The sequence below is a fragment of the Micromonospora sp. NPDC047738 genome, from assembly GCF_040642675.1.
Lineage (GTDB): Bacteria > Actinomycetota > Actinomycetes > Mycobacteriales > Micromonosporaceae > Micromonospora.
Window position 1 is genome coordinate 22,453 of sequence record NZ_JBEYSO010000015.1, and the last position, 15,203, is coordinate 37,655.

16 protein-coding genes are annotated in these 15,203 nt (G+C 69.8%); 6 read left to right on the forward strand and 10 right to left on the reverse strand.

Going from position 1 to position 15,203, the window contains the following annotated elements; genetic code table 11:
* Positions 1-2 precede the first annotated feature (2 nt).
* Positions 3-503 carry a GNAT family N-acetyltransferase gene (locus tag ABZ783_RS22610; RefSeq protein ID WP_357441457.1) on the forward strand — a complete coding sequence of 167 codons (501 nt, stop codon included), beginning with the start codon at positions 3-5 and terminating at the stop codon, positions 501-503.
* 100 nt (positions 504-603) lie between these two features.
* On the opposite strand, the gene ABZ783_RS22615 is transcribed toward ABZ783_RS22610, so the two are convergent.
* On the reverse strand, positions 604-1,638 hold the full coding sequence (locus ABZ783_RS22615; RefSeq protein ID WP_357441458.1) for a hypothetical protein: 1,035 nt from the start codon (positions 1,636-1,638) through the stop codon (positions 604-606).
* 113 nt (positions 1,639-1,751) lie between these two features.
* Here ABZ783_RS22615 and ABZ783_RS22620 point away from each other — a divergent pair, with 113 nt between their 5' ends.
* Positions 1,752-2,366, forward strand: coding sequence for a TetR/AcrR family transcriptional regulator (locus ABZ783_RS22620; protein WP_357441460.1), 615 nt, complete (start codon positions 1,752-1,754; stop codon positions 2,364-2,366).
* Between the two features lie 86 nt (positions 2,367-2,452).
* Here ABZ783_RS22620 and ABZ783_RS22625 read toward each other — a convergent pair whose 3' ends face one another.
* Positions 2,453-3,589, reverse strand: coding sequence for an FAD-dependent monooxygenase (locus tag ABZ783_RS22625; RefSeq protein WP_357441462.1), 1,137 nt, complete (start codon positions 3,587-3,589; stop codon positions 2,453-2,455).
* Positions 3,590-3,654: 65 nt separating this feature from the next.
* Between ABZ783_RS22625 and ABZ783_RS22630 the strand changes: the two genes are divergently transcribed.
* Positions 3,655-4,293: a TetR family transcriptional regulator gene (locus ABZ783_RS22630; protein WP_357441464.1), complete on the forward strand. Its 639-nt coding sequence runs from the start codon at positions 3,655-3,657 to the stop codon at positions 4,291-4,293.
* A gap of 4 nt (positions 4,294-4,297) precedes the next feature.
* Here the strand turns inward: ABZ783_RS22630 and ABZ783_RS22635 are convergent, their stop codons facing one another.
* A complete protein-coding gene (locus ABZ783_RS22635; protein ID WP_357441465.1) occupies positions 4,298-5,158 on the reverse strand; it encodes an SDR family oxidoreductase in 861 nt (286 codons plus the stop codon).
* A 123-nt stretch (positions 5,159-5,281) separates the two neighbouring features.
* Between ABZ783_RS22635 and ABZ783_RS22640 the strand changes: the two genes are divergently transcribed.
* Positions 5,282-5,902: a TetR/AcrR family transcriptional regulator gene (locus tag ABZ783_RS22640; protein ID WP_357441467.1), complete on the forward strand. Its 621-nt coding sequence runs from the start codon at positions 5,282-5,284 to the stop codon at positions 5,900-5,902.
* A gap of 57 nt (positions 5,903-5,959) precedes the next feature.
* Here ABZ783_RS22640 and ABZ783_RS22645 read toward each other — a convergent pair whose 3' ends face one another.
* Both ABZ783_RS22645 and ABZ783_RS22650 read right to left on the reverse strand, forming a co-directional pair.
* A complete protein-coding gene (locus tag ABZ783_RS22645) occupies positions 5,960-6,670 on the reverse strand; it encodes a DNA alkylation repair protein (protein WP_357441469.1) in 711 nt (236 codons plus the stop codon).
* A 104-nt stretch (positions 6,671-6,774) separates the two neighbouring features.
* Positions 6,775-8,097, reverse strand: coding sequence for a radical SAM protein (locus ABZ783_RS22650; RefSeq protein ID WP_357441470.1), 1,323 nt, complete (start codon positions 8,095-8,097; stop codon positions 6,775-6,777).
* 182 nt (positions 8,098-8,279) lie between these two features.
* On the opposite strand from ABZ783_RS22650, the gene sodN reads away from it, so the two are divergent.
* A complete protein-coding gene (sodN, locus tag ABZ783_RS22655) occupies positions 8,280-8,684 on the forward strand; it encodes a superoxide dismutase, Ni (protein ID WP_148798036.1) in 405 nt (134 codons plus the stop codon).
* 105 nt (positions 8,685-8,789) lie between these two features.
* Here sodN and ABZ783_RS22660 read toward each other — a convergent pair whose 3' ends face one another.
* A complete protein-coding gene (locus tag ABZ783_RS22660; RefSeq protein WP_357441472.1) occupies positions 8,790-9,212 on the reverse strand; it encodes a DUF6223 family protein in 423 nt (140 codons plus the stop codon).
* Positions 9,213-9,590: 378 nt separating this feature from the next.
* Between ABZ783_RS22660 and ABZ783_RS22665 the strand changes: the two genes are divergently transcribed.
* Entirely contained in the window at positions 9,591-10,199 is a 609-nt protein-coding gene (locus ABZ783_RS22665; protein WP_357441642.1) for an ElyC/SanA/YdcF family protein, read from the forward strand.
* Positions 10,200-10,619: 420 nt separating this feature from the next.
* Here the strand turns inward: ABZ783_RS22665 and ABZ783_RS22670 are convergent, their stop codons facing one another.
* From ABZ783_RS22670 to ABZ783_RS22685, 4 genes are all read right to left on the reverse strand, one after another.
* Positions 10,620-11,006, reverse strand: a complete 387-nt coding sequence (locus ABZ783_RS22670) for a hypothetical protein (protein ID WP_357441474.1) — start codon at positions 11,004-11,006, stop codon at positions 10,620-10,622.
* A 133-nt stretch (positions 11,007-11,139) separates the two neighbouring features.
* Positions 11,140-12,330, reverse strand: a complete 1,191-nt coding sequence (locus ABZ783_RS22675) for a helix-turn-helix domain-containing protein (RefSeq protein ID WP_357441476.1) — start codon at positions 12,328-12,330, stop codon at positions 11,140-11,142.
* Between the two features lie 120 nt (positions 12,331-12,450).
* Positions 12,451-13,311 carry an aminoglycoside 6-adenylyltransferase gene (locus tag ABZ783_RS22680; RefSeq protein WP_357441478.1) on the reverse strand — a complete coding sequence of 287 codons (861 nt, stop codon included), beginning with the start codon at positions 13,309-13,311 and terminating at the stop codon, positions 12,451-12,453.
* Between the two features lie 66 nt (positions 13,312-13,377).
* Complete coding sequence (locus ABZ783_RS22685; protein ID WP_357441480.1) at positions 13,378-15,195, reverse strand: acyl-CoA dehydrogenase; 1,818 nt, start codon at positions 15,193-15,195, stop codon at positions 13,378-13,380.
* Between the last annotated feature and the right edge of the window lie 8 nt (positions 15,196-15,203).

Sequence of the window (15,203 nt, forward strand, 5' to 3'; positions counted from 1 at the left end):
ACATGCTCGACACCGTCACCATCCGCCCGGCCGGTCCCGCCGACGCCGCCACCGTGGACACCCTGGTCCGGGAGATCGCCGCCCACGAGGGCGACGCCGCGCACGTCACCGTCACCGTGGACGGATGGCGCATCCTGCTCGGCCGCAGCGACGTCACCGTGCTGCTCGCCGAGCGGGCCGGCGAGCCGCTCGGCTACGTCTCCGCGCTCCGCCGCGTGCACCTGTGGTCCGGGCGGGACATCCTCGCACTGGACGACCTGTGGGTCCGGGCATCCGCCCGGGACGCCGGGGTCGGTCGGGCGCTGATGCTCGCGCTGGCGCGTACCGCGGCGGACGACGGGCTCGTCATCCGCTGGGAGGTCAAGCCGGAGAACGCCGGGGCGCAGCGCTTCTACCGGCGGCTCGGCGCGGGGCTGTTCACCAAGGTGATCGCCGGTTGGCGCCCGGAGAGCTACCTGGCGCTGCTGTCGCCGGAGACCGACGAGGCAGCCACGCCGGCGTGATCGACTGGCGGGTCGGTGGTGGCCGGCACAGCGCGCCCGGCCACCACCGACGACGAGGAGACGGCGAGTCGCTGCGACCGCCCGCGGCAGCGCGCCGCTCTCATCGCCTTCCGTAATGCTCGGCGATGGTGGTGAACGCGGCTTTGGGTTCCCACGGCAGGTCGGGGTAGGTGTCTCCGTGGCGGTCGTCGAAGACCTTGACGATGCCGTAGCTGGCCAGATCGAGGTCGTCGCGGGGATCGCCGTCGGGGCGGTGCGGGTGGTCGTAGAGCGCGAAGAGGAACACGAAGGCGGTGTCGACGCCCTCGGCGTCGAAGACCTCCAGCAGCTCGCGTAGATAGGCCGCCTGGCCGGCCTCGTCGCGGACGTACTTCCCGTTGAGTCGGACCGGCCCGGTGTCCTGGTCGTACTCGACGATCTCCAGTCCTTGCGCGCCCCGGTCGCCCGCGCCCTGGTACGTGGCCGAGCCGAATTCGGTGATCGCGACCGGCTTTCCTTGAAATGCCGGGCTGCGCATGCCCTCGGCGAACATCTCGGCGAACGTCTCGGCGGTCGCGGCCGACCGGTAGACGTCCATGGACACGATGTCGAAGGGCGTCCAGTCGACGCGGTCAATTGGCACCGAGGCGTAGGTGAGTTTGCCACCGAACCGCTCGCGGACCAGGGCTACGGCTTTGCCAAGGAAGTCGTTGACCCGGACGCCGGCCTCGGCAATCAGTTCCCGCACGCGGTGCGGCTGGCTCAGCAGCCCGATCCGTTCCTCGGTGGTGTCGCCGGGCAGGAATCCCGGGTTCATCAGGCTCAGCTCGGCGCCGGTGACGAACACGACCTCACCGCCGCGCCGCCGCAGCTGCTCCGCCCGCTCGGCGCAGTCGGCGAACAGCGACAGCATCTCGTCGGCAGTCATCTCGAGCGGATACGGCGAGAACCAGACCTCCAGGCCCAGGTCGACGGCGAAGGTTGCGGCGGTCTCGATCCGCTCGGGATCGCCGCCGGTCACGCGGACGGCAGTGCAGTGCAGATCGTCCCGGATGATGCGTAGTTCGCGTTCGACCAGCTCCGGCTCGAAGCGCTGGCGGGAGTTCACGCCATGGCGGACGAATCCGGTGTCGTAGGTGATGCCTCTGGCACGCACGGGTGGGTCCCTTCCGTGGCATAATAAGGTACTAGCGGTACCGTATTTTGACTGAGGTCGCACGTCAAGTGGATGCTTGGAAGGAACGAGCAGTACCGATCGCGAGGAAGAGCATGCCGGACGACCCGATGACCCAGGCCCGTGCTGGGCAGACCCGACGACGGGGCGCGGCACTGGAGGAGGCGATCCTGCGCGCCGCGGCCGATGAACTCACCGAGTCCGGGTACGCGGGGCTGTCCATGGACCGGGTCGCCAAGCGGGCCGGCACCAACAAGAACGCCATCTACCGCCGCTGGCCAGACCGCCTCACTCTCGGCATCGCCGCCTACAAGCAGTTGGCCACGACGATCCAAGCCCCCGACACCGGTCAGCTGCGCGAGGATGCCCTGGAACTGCTGCGCCGAGCCAATCGGCACTGGAGCTCGCCACTCGGCGCCATCCTGCGGGAACTGCTGGCGGCAGCCGGCAGCGCGAAGAACCTGGCGGCGCAACTACCGGAGCAATCCGCCGACGCCATGACCGCCATGTGGCTGACGATCCTGGGACGCGCCGTCGCCCGCGGGGAGGCCTCCCCTGAATCCCTCCACCCCCGGGTCGCCACGGTGGCGATCGTCCTGCTCCGGAACGAGTTCGTCACCCGAGGCGTGCCGACCGCACCCGACGAGGTTCTCATCGACATCGTCGACGAGGTATACCTGCCACTCGTGCGGAAACGCGCCACGCCATAGTCCGCGCAGTCAAGGCGGATCAGGGGTGAGGTGTCAGCCGAAGCCGGGTGCCCGCGCAATGGCTGCCGCCGCGCGGGGAGCCGTCCCTACTCGAGTGACGGCGGGCGCCAGTCGGCGTAGCGGGCCATCGAGCGGAGAGCCAACCGCGGCGGGGTCACCCGCATGATGATGTTGCGGACGGCCACGGCGACCGGGCTGTGCAGTTGCTGGCCGAAGCGGCCGATCACGCGGGACGCCTTCGCCACCTGCTGGCTCCGTGGGCGGCGTTGCCGGTCGTAGGCAACCAGGCCGTCCGGCCGATCGGCGACGGCGGCGAGGACGACGGCGTCCTCGAGCGCCTGGTTGGCACCCTGGCCAAGGTTGGGTGTCATGGCGTGAGCGGCGTCGCCGAGCAGGACGACCCGGCCCTTGACGTACGTGGGGAGTGGCTCGTCGAGGCAGGCAAGTTCGTCGCGCAGGACGGTGTCGGTCGCGCCGATGAGGGCGGGGATCGGGTCGTGCCAACTGCCGAACCGGGCGTGCACCTGGGCCAGCTCGTCAACGTCCGGCTGCGTGGGCGCGGTGTTGACGGCGGCGAACCAGTACACCCGTCCGTCGGCGAGCGGCACCATCCCGAACTCGGCGCCACGGTCCCAAGTGATCGCGACGACGAGGTCCTCGTCCCAGGCCGGCGTCACTCCGCGCCATGCGGTCACGCCGACGCGCACCGGGCCGGCGGCATCCGGCCACAGCAGTGCCCGCACGGTGCTGTGGATCCCGTCCGCCCCGACCACCAGATCGGCTCGCATCCGGACGAGTCCGTCCCGGCTTCGATACGTGACGTCCCCGTCGGCGGTGACGGCACTGACCTCGGCGCCGGTCACGACGGTGCCCTCCGGCAAGGCGCCGAGCAGGATCTCGTGCAGGGTGGCGCGGTGGACACCGACCGCCGCGGTGCCGAGCAGGTGCTCCATCTCGTCAGCGCCGATGCGGGCAAGCCACCGGCCGTCGGGCCTGCGGGTGCCACCGGACATGCCGGCACGCCCCAGGTCCCGAACGGCCGCGCCGAGACCGAGGGCGTCGAGACAGCGCAGCCCGTTGGCCTGGAGCACCAGGCCGGCCCCGACCGGCCCGAAGGTGGCGACACGTTCGAGCACGGTCACGTGCCAGCCCTTGCGAAGCAGACCCACGGCCGTACTCAACCCGCCGATACCTGCACCGATCACCACGGCCGTCCGGTCCATCCGTGCACCGTCCTTCTACAGCTGTAGAAAGCCATACTGCAGCCGTAGAAGGGAGACGCAACACCATGACGACCGACCGGTTCGCGGTCCTGACCGATGCCGCGATCGACGTACTCGCCGAACTCGGCATGCGCGGCCTCACCCACCGCGCCGTCGATGCTCGGGCCGGACTGCCCCAGGGCACCACGTCCGCCTACTTCCGCACCCGCAAGGCGCTCATCGAAGCGGTCGTACGCCGGCTCGCCGACCTCGACCGGGCGGACCTGGATGCCCGCGAACTGCCGGCCGTGGCCGACTCGGCGGCAGTCGCGTTGACCGACATCGACCGGACAGCCGCCGGCATCGCCGCCCTCCTCGACCAGTGGATGAGCACCGCACGCCATCGCACGCTGGCCCGCTACGCCTGCCTGCTCGAAGCCACGCACCATCCCGAGCTACGGACCATCCTGGAATACGGCGACGCCTCACGCGCGCAATCGAGGGCGATGCTGGCGGCCGCCGGCGCCCGGAATCCGGCGCAGGCCGGCGACCACCTCGTCGCCTGCATCGACGGCCTGCTGTTCGACCGTCTGATCGGTGCGGGCGCCCGCACCGCCCCACCACCCGGAACAGCCGCGAACCGAACGGACCTGGCCATCGCGATCGCGACATTGCTCCGGGCGTTCGCCGGCCAGCACCCCGAGGCGCAGCGATCCGGCGCGTAACCGGTCAACGCGCGGGGCCGGGCGTCGGGACGGCATGCTCCGCGGCCCGGCTGACCTGCTCCCAGCCCGCCCAGGTGTCCATTCGTCGACGCGAGATGTCGAACGCCAGGTCGTAGATCATGCTGCCGAGCAGGAGCCGCAGCGGCGGGTCGTCGCTGTCGACCAGCTTCAGCAGTGCCTCGGCGGCCAGCCGGGGCTCACTGTCGATCGAGCCGTCCGCCCACTGCCGCTCTAACTCGGCGCGGAGCGGGCCGTACGCCGCCAGCGGCTTGGTGGACGTCATGCTGGTGTACAGGTCGGTCCAATAGCCGCCGGGCTGCACGATGCTGACGGTGACGCCGAAGGCCGCCGCCTCCATCGCCAGGGCCTCGCTCATGCCTTCCAGCGCGAACTTGCTCGCGCTATACATCCCGGTGCTCGGGAAGCCGCCGAGAGCGGCGATGCTGGAAATCTGCACGATGTGGCCGGCCCGTTGGGCGCGTAGGTGCGGCAGCACGGCCTGGCAGACCCACAACGCGCCGAAGAAGTTGACCTCGAACTGGACCCGCGCCTCAGCCTCGGTGAACTCTTCGACCATGCCCATGGACATGGTGCCGGCGTTGTTGACGACGATGTCGAGCCGCCCGAAGTGCTCCACCGCGGTGGCCACGGCGGCGAAGACCGCCGCCCGGTCGGTCACGTCGAGCGCCAGGGTCAGCAGTTGGTCACCGTGGCGCTCGTCGAAGTCGCCCCGGTCGATGGTCCGGGCCACGGCGACCACCCGGTCACCACGTTCGAGCGCGGCCACAGTGAACGCCTGGCCCAGACCGCGGCTGGCGCCGCTGATGAACCAGGTACGCGGAGCAGGGCTGGATGAGGTGCGCATGGACGAGGCCTCCCTGATTCACACGAGACGAGACGGTCCGTCTCGCTATTCCTGGAACCGTAAGCGATCAGAACCTTCGGGTCAAGACGAGACGGTCCGTCTCACCTCCGGTACGTTGGCCGCATGACGACACAGCGCAAAGCCCCCGCCAACGCGGCCCGCCGGAAGGAGACCTCCCGGCGGGCCATCCTCACCGCGGCGTTCGACCTGGTGCAGGAGGTCGGATACGCCAAACTCAGCATCGAGGGCATCGCCGCGCGGGCCGGCGTCGGCAAGCAGACCATCTACCGCTGGTGGCCGTCCAAGGGCACGATCCTCTTCGACGCCTTCCTCATGCTCAGTGAGGGCAACGACGGCGAACCCGCGGCGCTGCCCGACACCGGCGACCTGGAGGCCGACCTGACAGCGGTGCTGCGCGCCACGGTCGCGGAGATGACCGACCCCCGCTACGACCAACCGATGCGCGCGCTGGCCACCGAGATCGCGCACGACCCCGAACTGGCCGCCGCCTACGCCGAACGGCTGGACGGGCCGTTGAAGGAACTCAAGCGTCAACGGCTGCGCAGCGCCCAGCAGGCTGGACAGCTCGCCGAAGACGTCGACCTCGACGTGGCCGTGGAGATGATCTGGGGGCCGGTGCTCAACCGATGGTTGCAGCGCAGCGGCCCTCTCACCGCCGAATACGCCAACCGCGTCGTCGCCACCGCCCTCAACGGCCTGCGCCCGCGCCAGCCCGGCCACTGAACCGACGTCCGGCAACACCCCCCGGCCGATCCGCTCGGCCGCTCGAGCATCGATCAGCTACACCAGGCCGGACAGGTATTCCCGACGTCGCTGCGGTTCGAACTTTTCGATCGCGTACCGCAGCATGACCCGTGGCATGGCCCGGTAACGCCGGGCCAGGAACTCCTCCTCCGCCGCCCGGTCCCGGTTGCCCACCTCGCGCAGCATCCAGCCCACCGCCTTGTGGACGAGGTCGTGTGGGTCGCGCAGGAGCCGGTCGCTGAGCCGGAAGGTCCAGTGGAAGTCGCCGGCTTTGATGAAGGCGAGCGTTGCCATGATGGCGATCCGCCGATCCCACACCAGGCTCGATTCGGCCAGCCGATCCAGCACGCTCCGGTCCTTGTCGATCAGCCAGGGGCCGACGATGTACGGCGCGGACGAGTCCACCAGGTCCCAGTTGTTGATGCGGCCGGTGTTTGCCAAGACGATGCTGAAGATCTCGCCCCGTTCCGCCTCGTCCCCCTTGGCGAACTTGCGCACCAGGATGAGAAGCGACGTCAGCCGCTCCTCATGCACGCCGCTCGTCAGCAGCACCGCTGTCTCGGCCGGGGACAGCTCCCGCCAATAGCGGCCAGCCACCCTGCGCTGATCCGGCACGGAGACGCCGATGGCCCGGTCGCCCTCGCCGTAGCCGCCCGGAACCATCTGCAGATACCGGCTCACTCCCTCGGCCCGATCCGGGTCGGCGAGGCTGGCGAGTTCGTGACGGACGTCGTCGATCGTGGCCATCACTGTGCAACCTATCGCGACCACTGCGTCCGGCCCCATCCCTGAGCAGGGGACGGCGGCCGCGACTGCCGGGCGGCGCTGGCCCGCGACCAGCCGATCGCGGACTAGGCCCGGTCGGCCTCGGGTTCGCCGGGGAGACTGTCCATGAACGAGCTGACCGAGAAGACCGCTCGCCCGGGGCCGGCCGGGCCGTAACCGGGCGGGCTGGACAGGCCGTTGGCCTCCATCACCGCCCGGTACACCTCCAGCAACCGGACGTGGTATTCCAGCGGCGCGCCCTGCGGGTTGGTCCGGCCGAGCGGCGTCGTCGGCTCCGGGCACCAGGTGGTGAACCGCGGCGTGATGCCGCGGGACATGAAGTACTGCAGGCCTTCGGCGGTGGAGTCGATCGCCTCGTCCACGGTCGTGAAGCCGTGCGGGGCGGCCATCTCGACGCCGGCCACGAAGTTCGGGATGACGTTGCGCGGGCCGAAGACCTCGGCGGAGTCGAGGATGCGGCGGTGCCACTCCTCGCGGCCGACGTAGCGCTCCTTGCCGGGGCAGTACAGCTCGAACAGCCGCTTGTCCCACACCTCGTAGTTGGGGTGGTAGATCTGGATCCCGTAGTCGCGGAAGCGCTGCACGTCGGCGCGGGGCAGGGCCTGGGCGACGACCTTGCCGATCCACCGGCCCGGGAAGCGTTCCTCGATCGCCTGGGCGTACCGGCCGTAGAAGTCCGCTTCGGCCAGTCCCCCGACGTGGGAGGTGATGCTGCCGCCGGTGAGGGTGTACGCCTGGGAGGCCTTCTCGGTGTCGTGCTTGTCGATGATCGCCAGGGCCTCGAGGACCTCGTCGACCGGCTTGACCCCGGTGTACGGGCGGCCGGCCGCCTTGTGCTGGCGCCAGTTGTGGTTGATGTCGCAGTACTGGCACTCCTCCTTGGCACCGAAGTACTGGCAGACCCGGAAGGCGGTCAGATAGATCAGGTAGCCCCACTGGATGGTCGGGGCGACCTCCATGACCGATTTGCCGTTGGCGAGGGTGTGCCGGTAGTAGTCCGGCATCGGCGGGAGCCCGACCTCGGCGATCGGCCGGTCGTCGAGGAACAGGCGCAGCCGTCCCTCGTCGTCGCTCTTGACCCGGTACGGCGAGCCGGGGTTGGTGCGGACCGAGACCACGGTGCGGCGTAGCCCGTACGGGCCGCCGGTGAGCACGATCTCCTCCGGCGGCCGGCGCAGTGCGGCAGTGCCCAGCTCGGGCAGCGTGCGGTGGTCGAAGGAGAAGATGAAGTACGACTTCGGTTTGACGTCGCCGTGCTCGTTGTCGGTCAGGGCCGAGTCGTCGAAGGCCAGACCGCCGCGCAGCAGGTCCTCCTTGATGACCGCCTCGCGCGGCACGTGCGGGAAACGGCTCATCAGATCTTCGACGAGATCGGTACGCGATGCCATGCACTCTCCTGAGCAGGGTTTCCGAACGGCCCCAACGGTCACAGCATCCTTCAAGGTATCTCCCCCGCCCGCGCCGGGTCTGCCGAAGGTGACGTGACGAACGTCCTGCTGATCTTGCGTTGACCTGAAGTGGGGTGGAGGTTTTAGCGTTCAGCGGTACCACTCGGAGAAAGGGAGCCCCCATGCGACTGTCACGCTTGTTCACTCCGCGCACCGTGGTGAGCGCTCACTGCGACCTGCCGTGCGGGGTCTACGACCCGGCGCAGGCGCGCATCGAGGCCGAGTCGATCAAGGCGATCGCCGAGAAGTACCAGGCGAACGAGGACCCGGAGTTCCGTACCCGGGCTCTGATCATCAAGGAGCAGCGGGCCGAGCTCGTCAAGCACCACCTGTGGGTGCTGTGGACCGACTACTTCAAGGCGCCGCACTTCGAGAAGTACCCGCAGCTGCACAGCCTGTTCAACGAGGCGACCAAGCTGGCCGGTGCCGGCGGCGCGAAGGGTTCCCCGGACCCGGCCGTGGCCGAGCAGCTGCTCGCGAAGATCGAGGAGATCTCGAAGATCTTCTGGGAGACGAAGCAGAGCTGACCGCCGCTGACCCGCCCGGCGTCACGACGGCAGAACGCGTGCACGCGGGCCGCCGGGCTGGTCAGCACCGGACGGTGCGGGCGGTCGGCGAACCGGTGTTGCGGGTCAGCCGATGCGGCGGGAGCGGGCCAGAGTCAACCCACCGAGGGCCACGCCGATCAGCCCCACCACCAGGGCCACGACGCCCCCGCCAAGCCCGTTGCCGGTGCCGAGACCACCGTCGGCGGTGACCACGACCACCCCACCGATGGCCATGCCGGTCAGCCCCAACGCCAGGGCCCCGATGGCCCCGCGTCGCCCGCTGCCGCCGCCGATCCGACCGGCGGAGCGGGCCATGGCCAGCCCACCGAGGACCACGCCGGTCAACGCCAGCACGGCAGCCACGATGGCCCCGATCCGCCCGGGGCTCAGGGTGTAAGCACTGACGGCGGCCGGCTGGAGCGAGATGTGCGCGGCCGCCGGTTCGGCAAGCCCAACTGCCCCGAGCAGGGCGGCGTTGGCGGCGGCAAGCAGGTGGCGGACGGACATCGAGGATCCCTTCGCTCGCATGACGGGTACAGGCGGCAGCGTATGTACCGGCATGGCCACGGGTCGTCGTGCCAGCGTTGCGATGACCTACGACCAGGGTTGTAGGTCGCTCGCGGCGTCGTACGACCGTTGTCTCGCCCCGGCCCTGCACGTCAACGCGATCCCTCCGCCGCATGGGGAAGTGGTTGGGCCCATGGCTTCGATGAGGGCTGGAAGGATCGCGGGCATGACCTCCGACGATCTGGCGTCCCTGCTCTTGCGCACCCGCCCGCACGACGATGCGGCCGGGGCAGTTCGGTGAATCCCCACCAGCCGGCCCCTCGGGTGGTGGCGGAAGAGGATCTGGCCGCCTTCACCGCCGGCCGCCTTCTGGAGGTCATGAAAGCCCTCACGGTGATCCTGACGCTGCCCCAGTCTGCTGCCGACCAGGTCGACGCGCTCGTGGTAGCCACGGGTCAGGGCGAAGAATGGCGTCTCACTCATGCGATCCGCAGCTGGGAGGCGAACCCGGCGCTCCGCCACCTCCTGGTGGCGAACGGGAACCCGGCTGAGGAGACCTACGTCGAGATCACCCTCGACTACCTACGGAGTCTCGGCCTTCGTCGCACCGATGGTGTCCACCTCCAAGCCGAGCCGGCCCCCAACACCGGCTTGCAGGCCGCATGGATCGTCAACCAGGTCCGAGCCCGCGGTATCACTAGCCTCGCGCTCGTTGTCTCCCCGTACCACCTGACCCGCGTCTACCTCACAGTTCTCAAAGCCTTCACCAGGGCCGGATCTCGCCTCCCCATGATCCCGCTCCCCGTGGCCGTCTCCCCTGACACACCCGTCCCGGAGACCGGGGCGACCGCCTACGACCTCGTACCCGGCGAGATCAAACGCATCCTCGACTACATGGACAACGGATGGGTCGCCACGCCGCAGGAAGTGCAGCAGTACCTACAGTGGCTTTGGAGCCACCACAAGGGCCTTCTCGTCACGAGCTAGTGGAACCTCTCGTCGCCCGGCCACAGGATGCTCCCGCAGCCAGCCGAGGAAGCGCCGATGCAACGTGCCGGCGGGCGCCCAGCTCAGATCCGCGGTGGCGCGGACGAGCTGCGCCCCCAGGTAGAGCGCCAGGGAGACAGGAGCATCTTCGAACTCCGCCCGCAACTCCCGCCGCCGGGTCGCGCACGGCCACGGCGCCCCGCAGCCACCGCAGGTCCAGATCGGCAGCACCGGCCCGTGCGTGGTTACCCGCCAACCCCCAGGAAACGTGCGGTGATAACCCGGGCCTGCCGGCTGGTCGCCCACTCCACCTGCCAGCACGGGTACGGAGTAAGCCGCGACCACCACGCCCGGCACCCCACACACATCCCGTCGAGACCGCGCACGTGCACGGCAGGATCACCTGCTCGTGGTCGTCGTTCACCTGGTCTCCCCCTGCGGCCAGTGGCCACGACCGATCGGAATCCGGTGGCGGGCACGGCAGGGCAGGTCGGCTCCGCAGCGACAGACCCGCCGCCACTTTCGCCAGGACCAGACTGGCCGGTGGCGCCGAGCGAGGGTCAGCGCGACGGCGAGCAGGTACTCCTCGTACGCGACGCGTTGTGTGTGCGGTGCCGAGGGGTCATCACACCTGGCACTGCTGGTGGAGCGGCGCCACCGCCGCTCCGGAACCGCCCGAGTGATCTCGTCGACCGGCATCCGATCCGCCTCGGCCAGGGCAAGGAGCCGCCGCTTCGCCGCCTCCCGCTCGGCCGCCTGGATCTGCTCGCCCGTGCTCTGCCTGGCGGTGTCGTCGCGACCGCCCATCCCCACCCCCGCTGGTAGGGGCGTGACGGTCAGCCCGCGAGGGAACGTGACGACGCCGCGCCCGGCCAAGGGAGGCAAGCGCCTCACCCGAACCGGACACTAGGGAGGATTGGTGATGGCGTAATTCCGCTGGTTATGACGCCAGGCTGATGCCCAACCGGCCGGCCAGCAACCGAAGTTCGTTCGGGACCGCCCGCCGCTTCGCCCGCTGCGCCATCGCGACGACGGCGTCCTGGGCGAGGGGGTTCAGCGCGAACGGCACCGGCGCGGCCTGCTCCGCCCGCACGAACGCCGCCAGCGCCTCGGCGTCCCGGCGGCGGGACTCGGCCAGCGCCCGGCCGAGGTCGAGCCAGTACGACATCTGGCGAATCGACGCCGTGAGGACCTGCGGCCGTACCGTCCGGGACAACTCGATCACCCGGCCGGGCTCACCCAGCTCCGCCGCGATGGACATCTCCCACAACCCCACGTTCGTCGGCCCGAACCCGCAGCCGTTGAACCCGGCACCATCCGACGGATCCCCGAGGCTCGCCGCCTCACGGGCCGCCTCGGAGAGATGGTCGCGGGCGACGTCCGGTCGCCCACTCACCGTCGAGGCCAGCGCAGCCGAGAGGTGCAGCTGACCGAGCATCTGCCGGACCCGCGCATCGGCGGCGGCGGCCTGAAGCTCAGCCAGCGACCGGTCGGCGGCCCTGGCGGCCAGCGCCGCAGACTCGATCGGCAGGCTCTGCGCGTACGCGAACCGGGACGCCCCCAGCCACGCCGGCTCCTCGACGTCCTCAGCGGCGGCCACCGCGACCCGCGCGGCGTTGAGCGCCAGGTGCCGGTATCCGAGGTGCCGCAGGCACGTCGAAGCCTGGTACGCCACCTGAGCGAGTACAGCCCCCCCGACCGCAGCGGCGTCCAACAGCAGGCCCGGGAGCAACCGGGCCATCGCCGGATAGTTGGAGCGGTTGCGGAGCTGATCACTGCGGGCTATGCCGGCGGCCAGCTCATCCCTGGTCCGGGTCAACGGCCTGCGCTCGCCATCCTCGATCTCGATGAGCGCGGACCAGATCGCCGGCACGCACTCGGCGGCACGCTCCCGGGCCGGGTCGCCGGGTTCGGTTCCCTGACCGAGCAGGTCAGCCACCGTGACCTGCAGCGCGGCGGCGATGGCCACCAGGGTGGACCGACGGTCAATGGTCTTGCGACCGGACTCGACCTGCGAGATGTACGACTGGCTGACGCCCGCGAGCCCAGCGAGGACGGCTTGGCTCATCCCGCTACGGCGCATCCTCCAGTACCGGATCCGGGCACCGATCGTGTCGGTCTTCCTAGCCATACCTTCGCCTGCTTCCAGGGAGAGGACTGGAGACAGCGGAGCCGGTCCGCGTCCTGGCGCCCGCCATTCGGACGGTACACCGCACAGCTCTGGACCGCGTCACGGTCTACGCTGGGAAGATCACTCCCTGTCCCCACTCGCGCGGGCCAGTACTGCCCGCAGGTGCTTTCGGATCTCGTCATGGGCAACGGTCAGCTTGAGCCCGAGACGCTCGGCGCACTCGCGTTCAAGTCGTTCAAACATGTCGGCAGTCACCCACAGGGCACGGGCGACGTCGATGGCGTCGTAGCTGGCAAAAGTGCTGCGGAGATCGAGGAGCGTTCGCTTGTCTGCCCACCGCTCCAGGAAGCGCCCTTCATGCCACGTGTCGACCTGCGGATGCGATGCCTGCGTGTGCCACGCGAGCAGCCTGACCAGCAACGCCTTGAGATAGCAGTCGCAGCTCTGCTTGGCGACCCAAACCTCGCCGCGTTGCAGCTTTTTGGCGGTCCACAGCGCGTGATACCAGAAGTCGTGCGTCAGGTGCCCGAAGGCAGCGGCATCCGGCTGAGCCGACGGCATCGGTGCACCGCTTGGCGGGAGCATCTCGCCAAGGTTGAGCTTGTCGACCAGCACCCGGAACCCCCGGCCGAGCACTTGGGCGACCTCAGGGTGGGTAGCGATCTGCTGCGCCGCGTCTGCCGGCAGCAGCGCGAAGTCGACGTCCTGCCCAGTGTCGAAGAGCACCCGGCGCTCGATGAATCCGCCGACCGCAGTGGGTTCGGTAAAAGTCAGCAACGGTCGGCCGAAAGCTGCCAGCCAGCTGGCGTCGGCCACGTAGGCCATGGGATTGTCGACCATCAGGACGATGTCGATGTCGGACCACTGGTCCGCGGGAACCTCGACGCGGGCGTGAGACCCGACCACCAGCGCGGCATGGATGTCGTGTCGCTGCTGAGCCCACGCTGCGACAGCGGCCAGTAACCTCTCGATGTGCTCCACCACAGCAGCGTTCACGATCGCGGCCGGTAGTCACAACTGCTGTCCGTCGGCATCCTTCGCCGAAGGTCAGAACCAGTTCTCCCGCGTGTCCAGGGTGGTCCGGTCCAGGCTGTCCAGCAGGTCGAACTGCGGCCCGGTCCGCGGTAGCTCGTACCGGAAGAAGTACCGCGCCGCCTGCCGCTTCCCCGCCAGAAAGTCCCCCTCCGCCCCCTCCGGGCTTCCCAGCAGCTCGACGGCTAGCAATTGCTCCAACCACATCCACCCGATCACCACATGCCCGACCGCCTCCAGATAGAGCGAGGCGTTGGCCAGCGCCAGCTCCGGATCTCCGGTCCCCCACAACCGCCGCGTCACCACCGCGATCCGATCAACCGCCGCGCCGAGCTGCCCGGCCAGCTCGGCCGCCTCCCCCTCCGCCTTCCAGGCCCGCGTCACCGTCGCCCGCATCGTCTCCAGCAGCAGCTCCAGACCGGCACCGTCGCGCATGGTGACCTTCCGGCCGAGCAGGTCCAGCGCCTGGATGCCGTGGGTGCCCTCGTGGATCGCGTTGAGCCGGTTGTCCCGCCAGTGCTGCTCGACGTCGTAGTCCCGGGTGTAGCCGTAGCCGCCGTGCACCTGGATCGCCAGGTCGTTGGCGGCCAGGCACCATTGCGACGGCCAACTCTTGGCGATCGGGGTGAGCAGCTCCAGCAGCAGGTGGGCCCGGCTCCGGTCGGCCTCGGCGGGGGCGGTCTTCTCCTCGTCGAGCAGCCGGCCGCAGTAGAGGATCAGTGCGAGCGCGCCCTCCACGTAGCTCTTCTGCGCCAGCAGCATCCGCCGGACGTCGGCGTGCGCCACGATCGGCACCTGCGGCGCGGTCGGGTCCTTGTCGGCGACCGGCCGGCCCTGGGGGCGCTGGCGGGCGTACTGCACGGACTTGAGGTAGCCGGTGTAGCCGAGGGCGGTGGCACCGGCGCCGACGCCGATCCGCGCCTCGTTCATCATGTGGAACATCTGCGCGAGCCCCTGGTGCGGCTCGCCGATCAGGTAGCCGACCGCTCCGGGCCGCCCGTACGGCCGGTGCACCCCCTCGCCGAAATTGAGCAGCGTGTTCGTGGTGCCTCGGTAGCCCAGCTTGTGGTTGAGCCCGATCAGCACCACGTCGTTGCGCGGGCCGAGCGTGCCGTCGGCGTCGAGGAGCACCTTCGGCACGATGAACAGCGAGAGGCCCTTCACCCCGGGCGGCCCGCCGGGGATCCGCGCGAGGACCAGATGAACGACGTTCTCGGCGAGCTCGTGGTCCCCGCCGGAGATCCACATCTTGGTGCCGACCAGCCGGTACGTCCCGTCGTCCTGCGGCTCGGCGCGGGTGGTGAGGTCCGCGAGGGAGCTGCCGGCCTGCGGCTCGGACAGGCACATGGTGCCGAAGAACCGGCCCTCGACCATGGGCCGGACCCAGGTGTCGATCTGCTCGGCGCTGCCGTGGGTGAGCAGCAGGTTGGCGTTGCCGAGGGTGAGGAACGGGTACGCGGCGGTGCTGATGTTGGCGGCCTGGAACCAGGCGAAGCAGGCGGCGGCGACCGCGTTCGGCAGCTGCATCCCGCCGATGGAGGTGTCCATGGTGGCGGCCAGCAGCCCGGTCTGAGCGAAGACGTCCAGGGCGGCCTTGACCTGCGGGATGGTGTGCACCCGGCGCCCGTCGAAGGTCGGTTCGGTGGCGTCGGCGGCCTTGTTGTGGGTGGCGAACTGCTCGGCGGCGACCCGGGCGGAGAGGTCCAGCGCCGCGTCGAAGATGTCCCTGGTGTGCTCGGCGTAGCGGGGCCGCTCGGTCAGCCGGGTCACGTCCAGCCAGTCGTAGAGCAGGAACGCCAGGTCGCGACGGGACAGCAGGGTGGACGGCGACACGCGGCTCC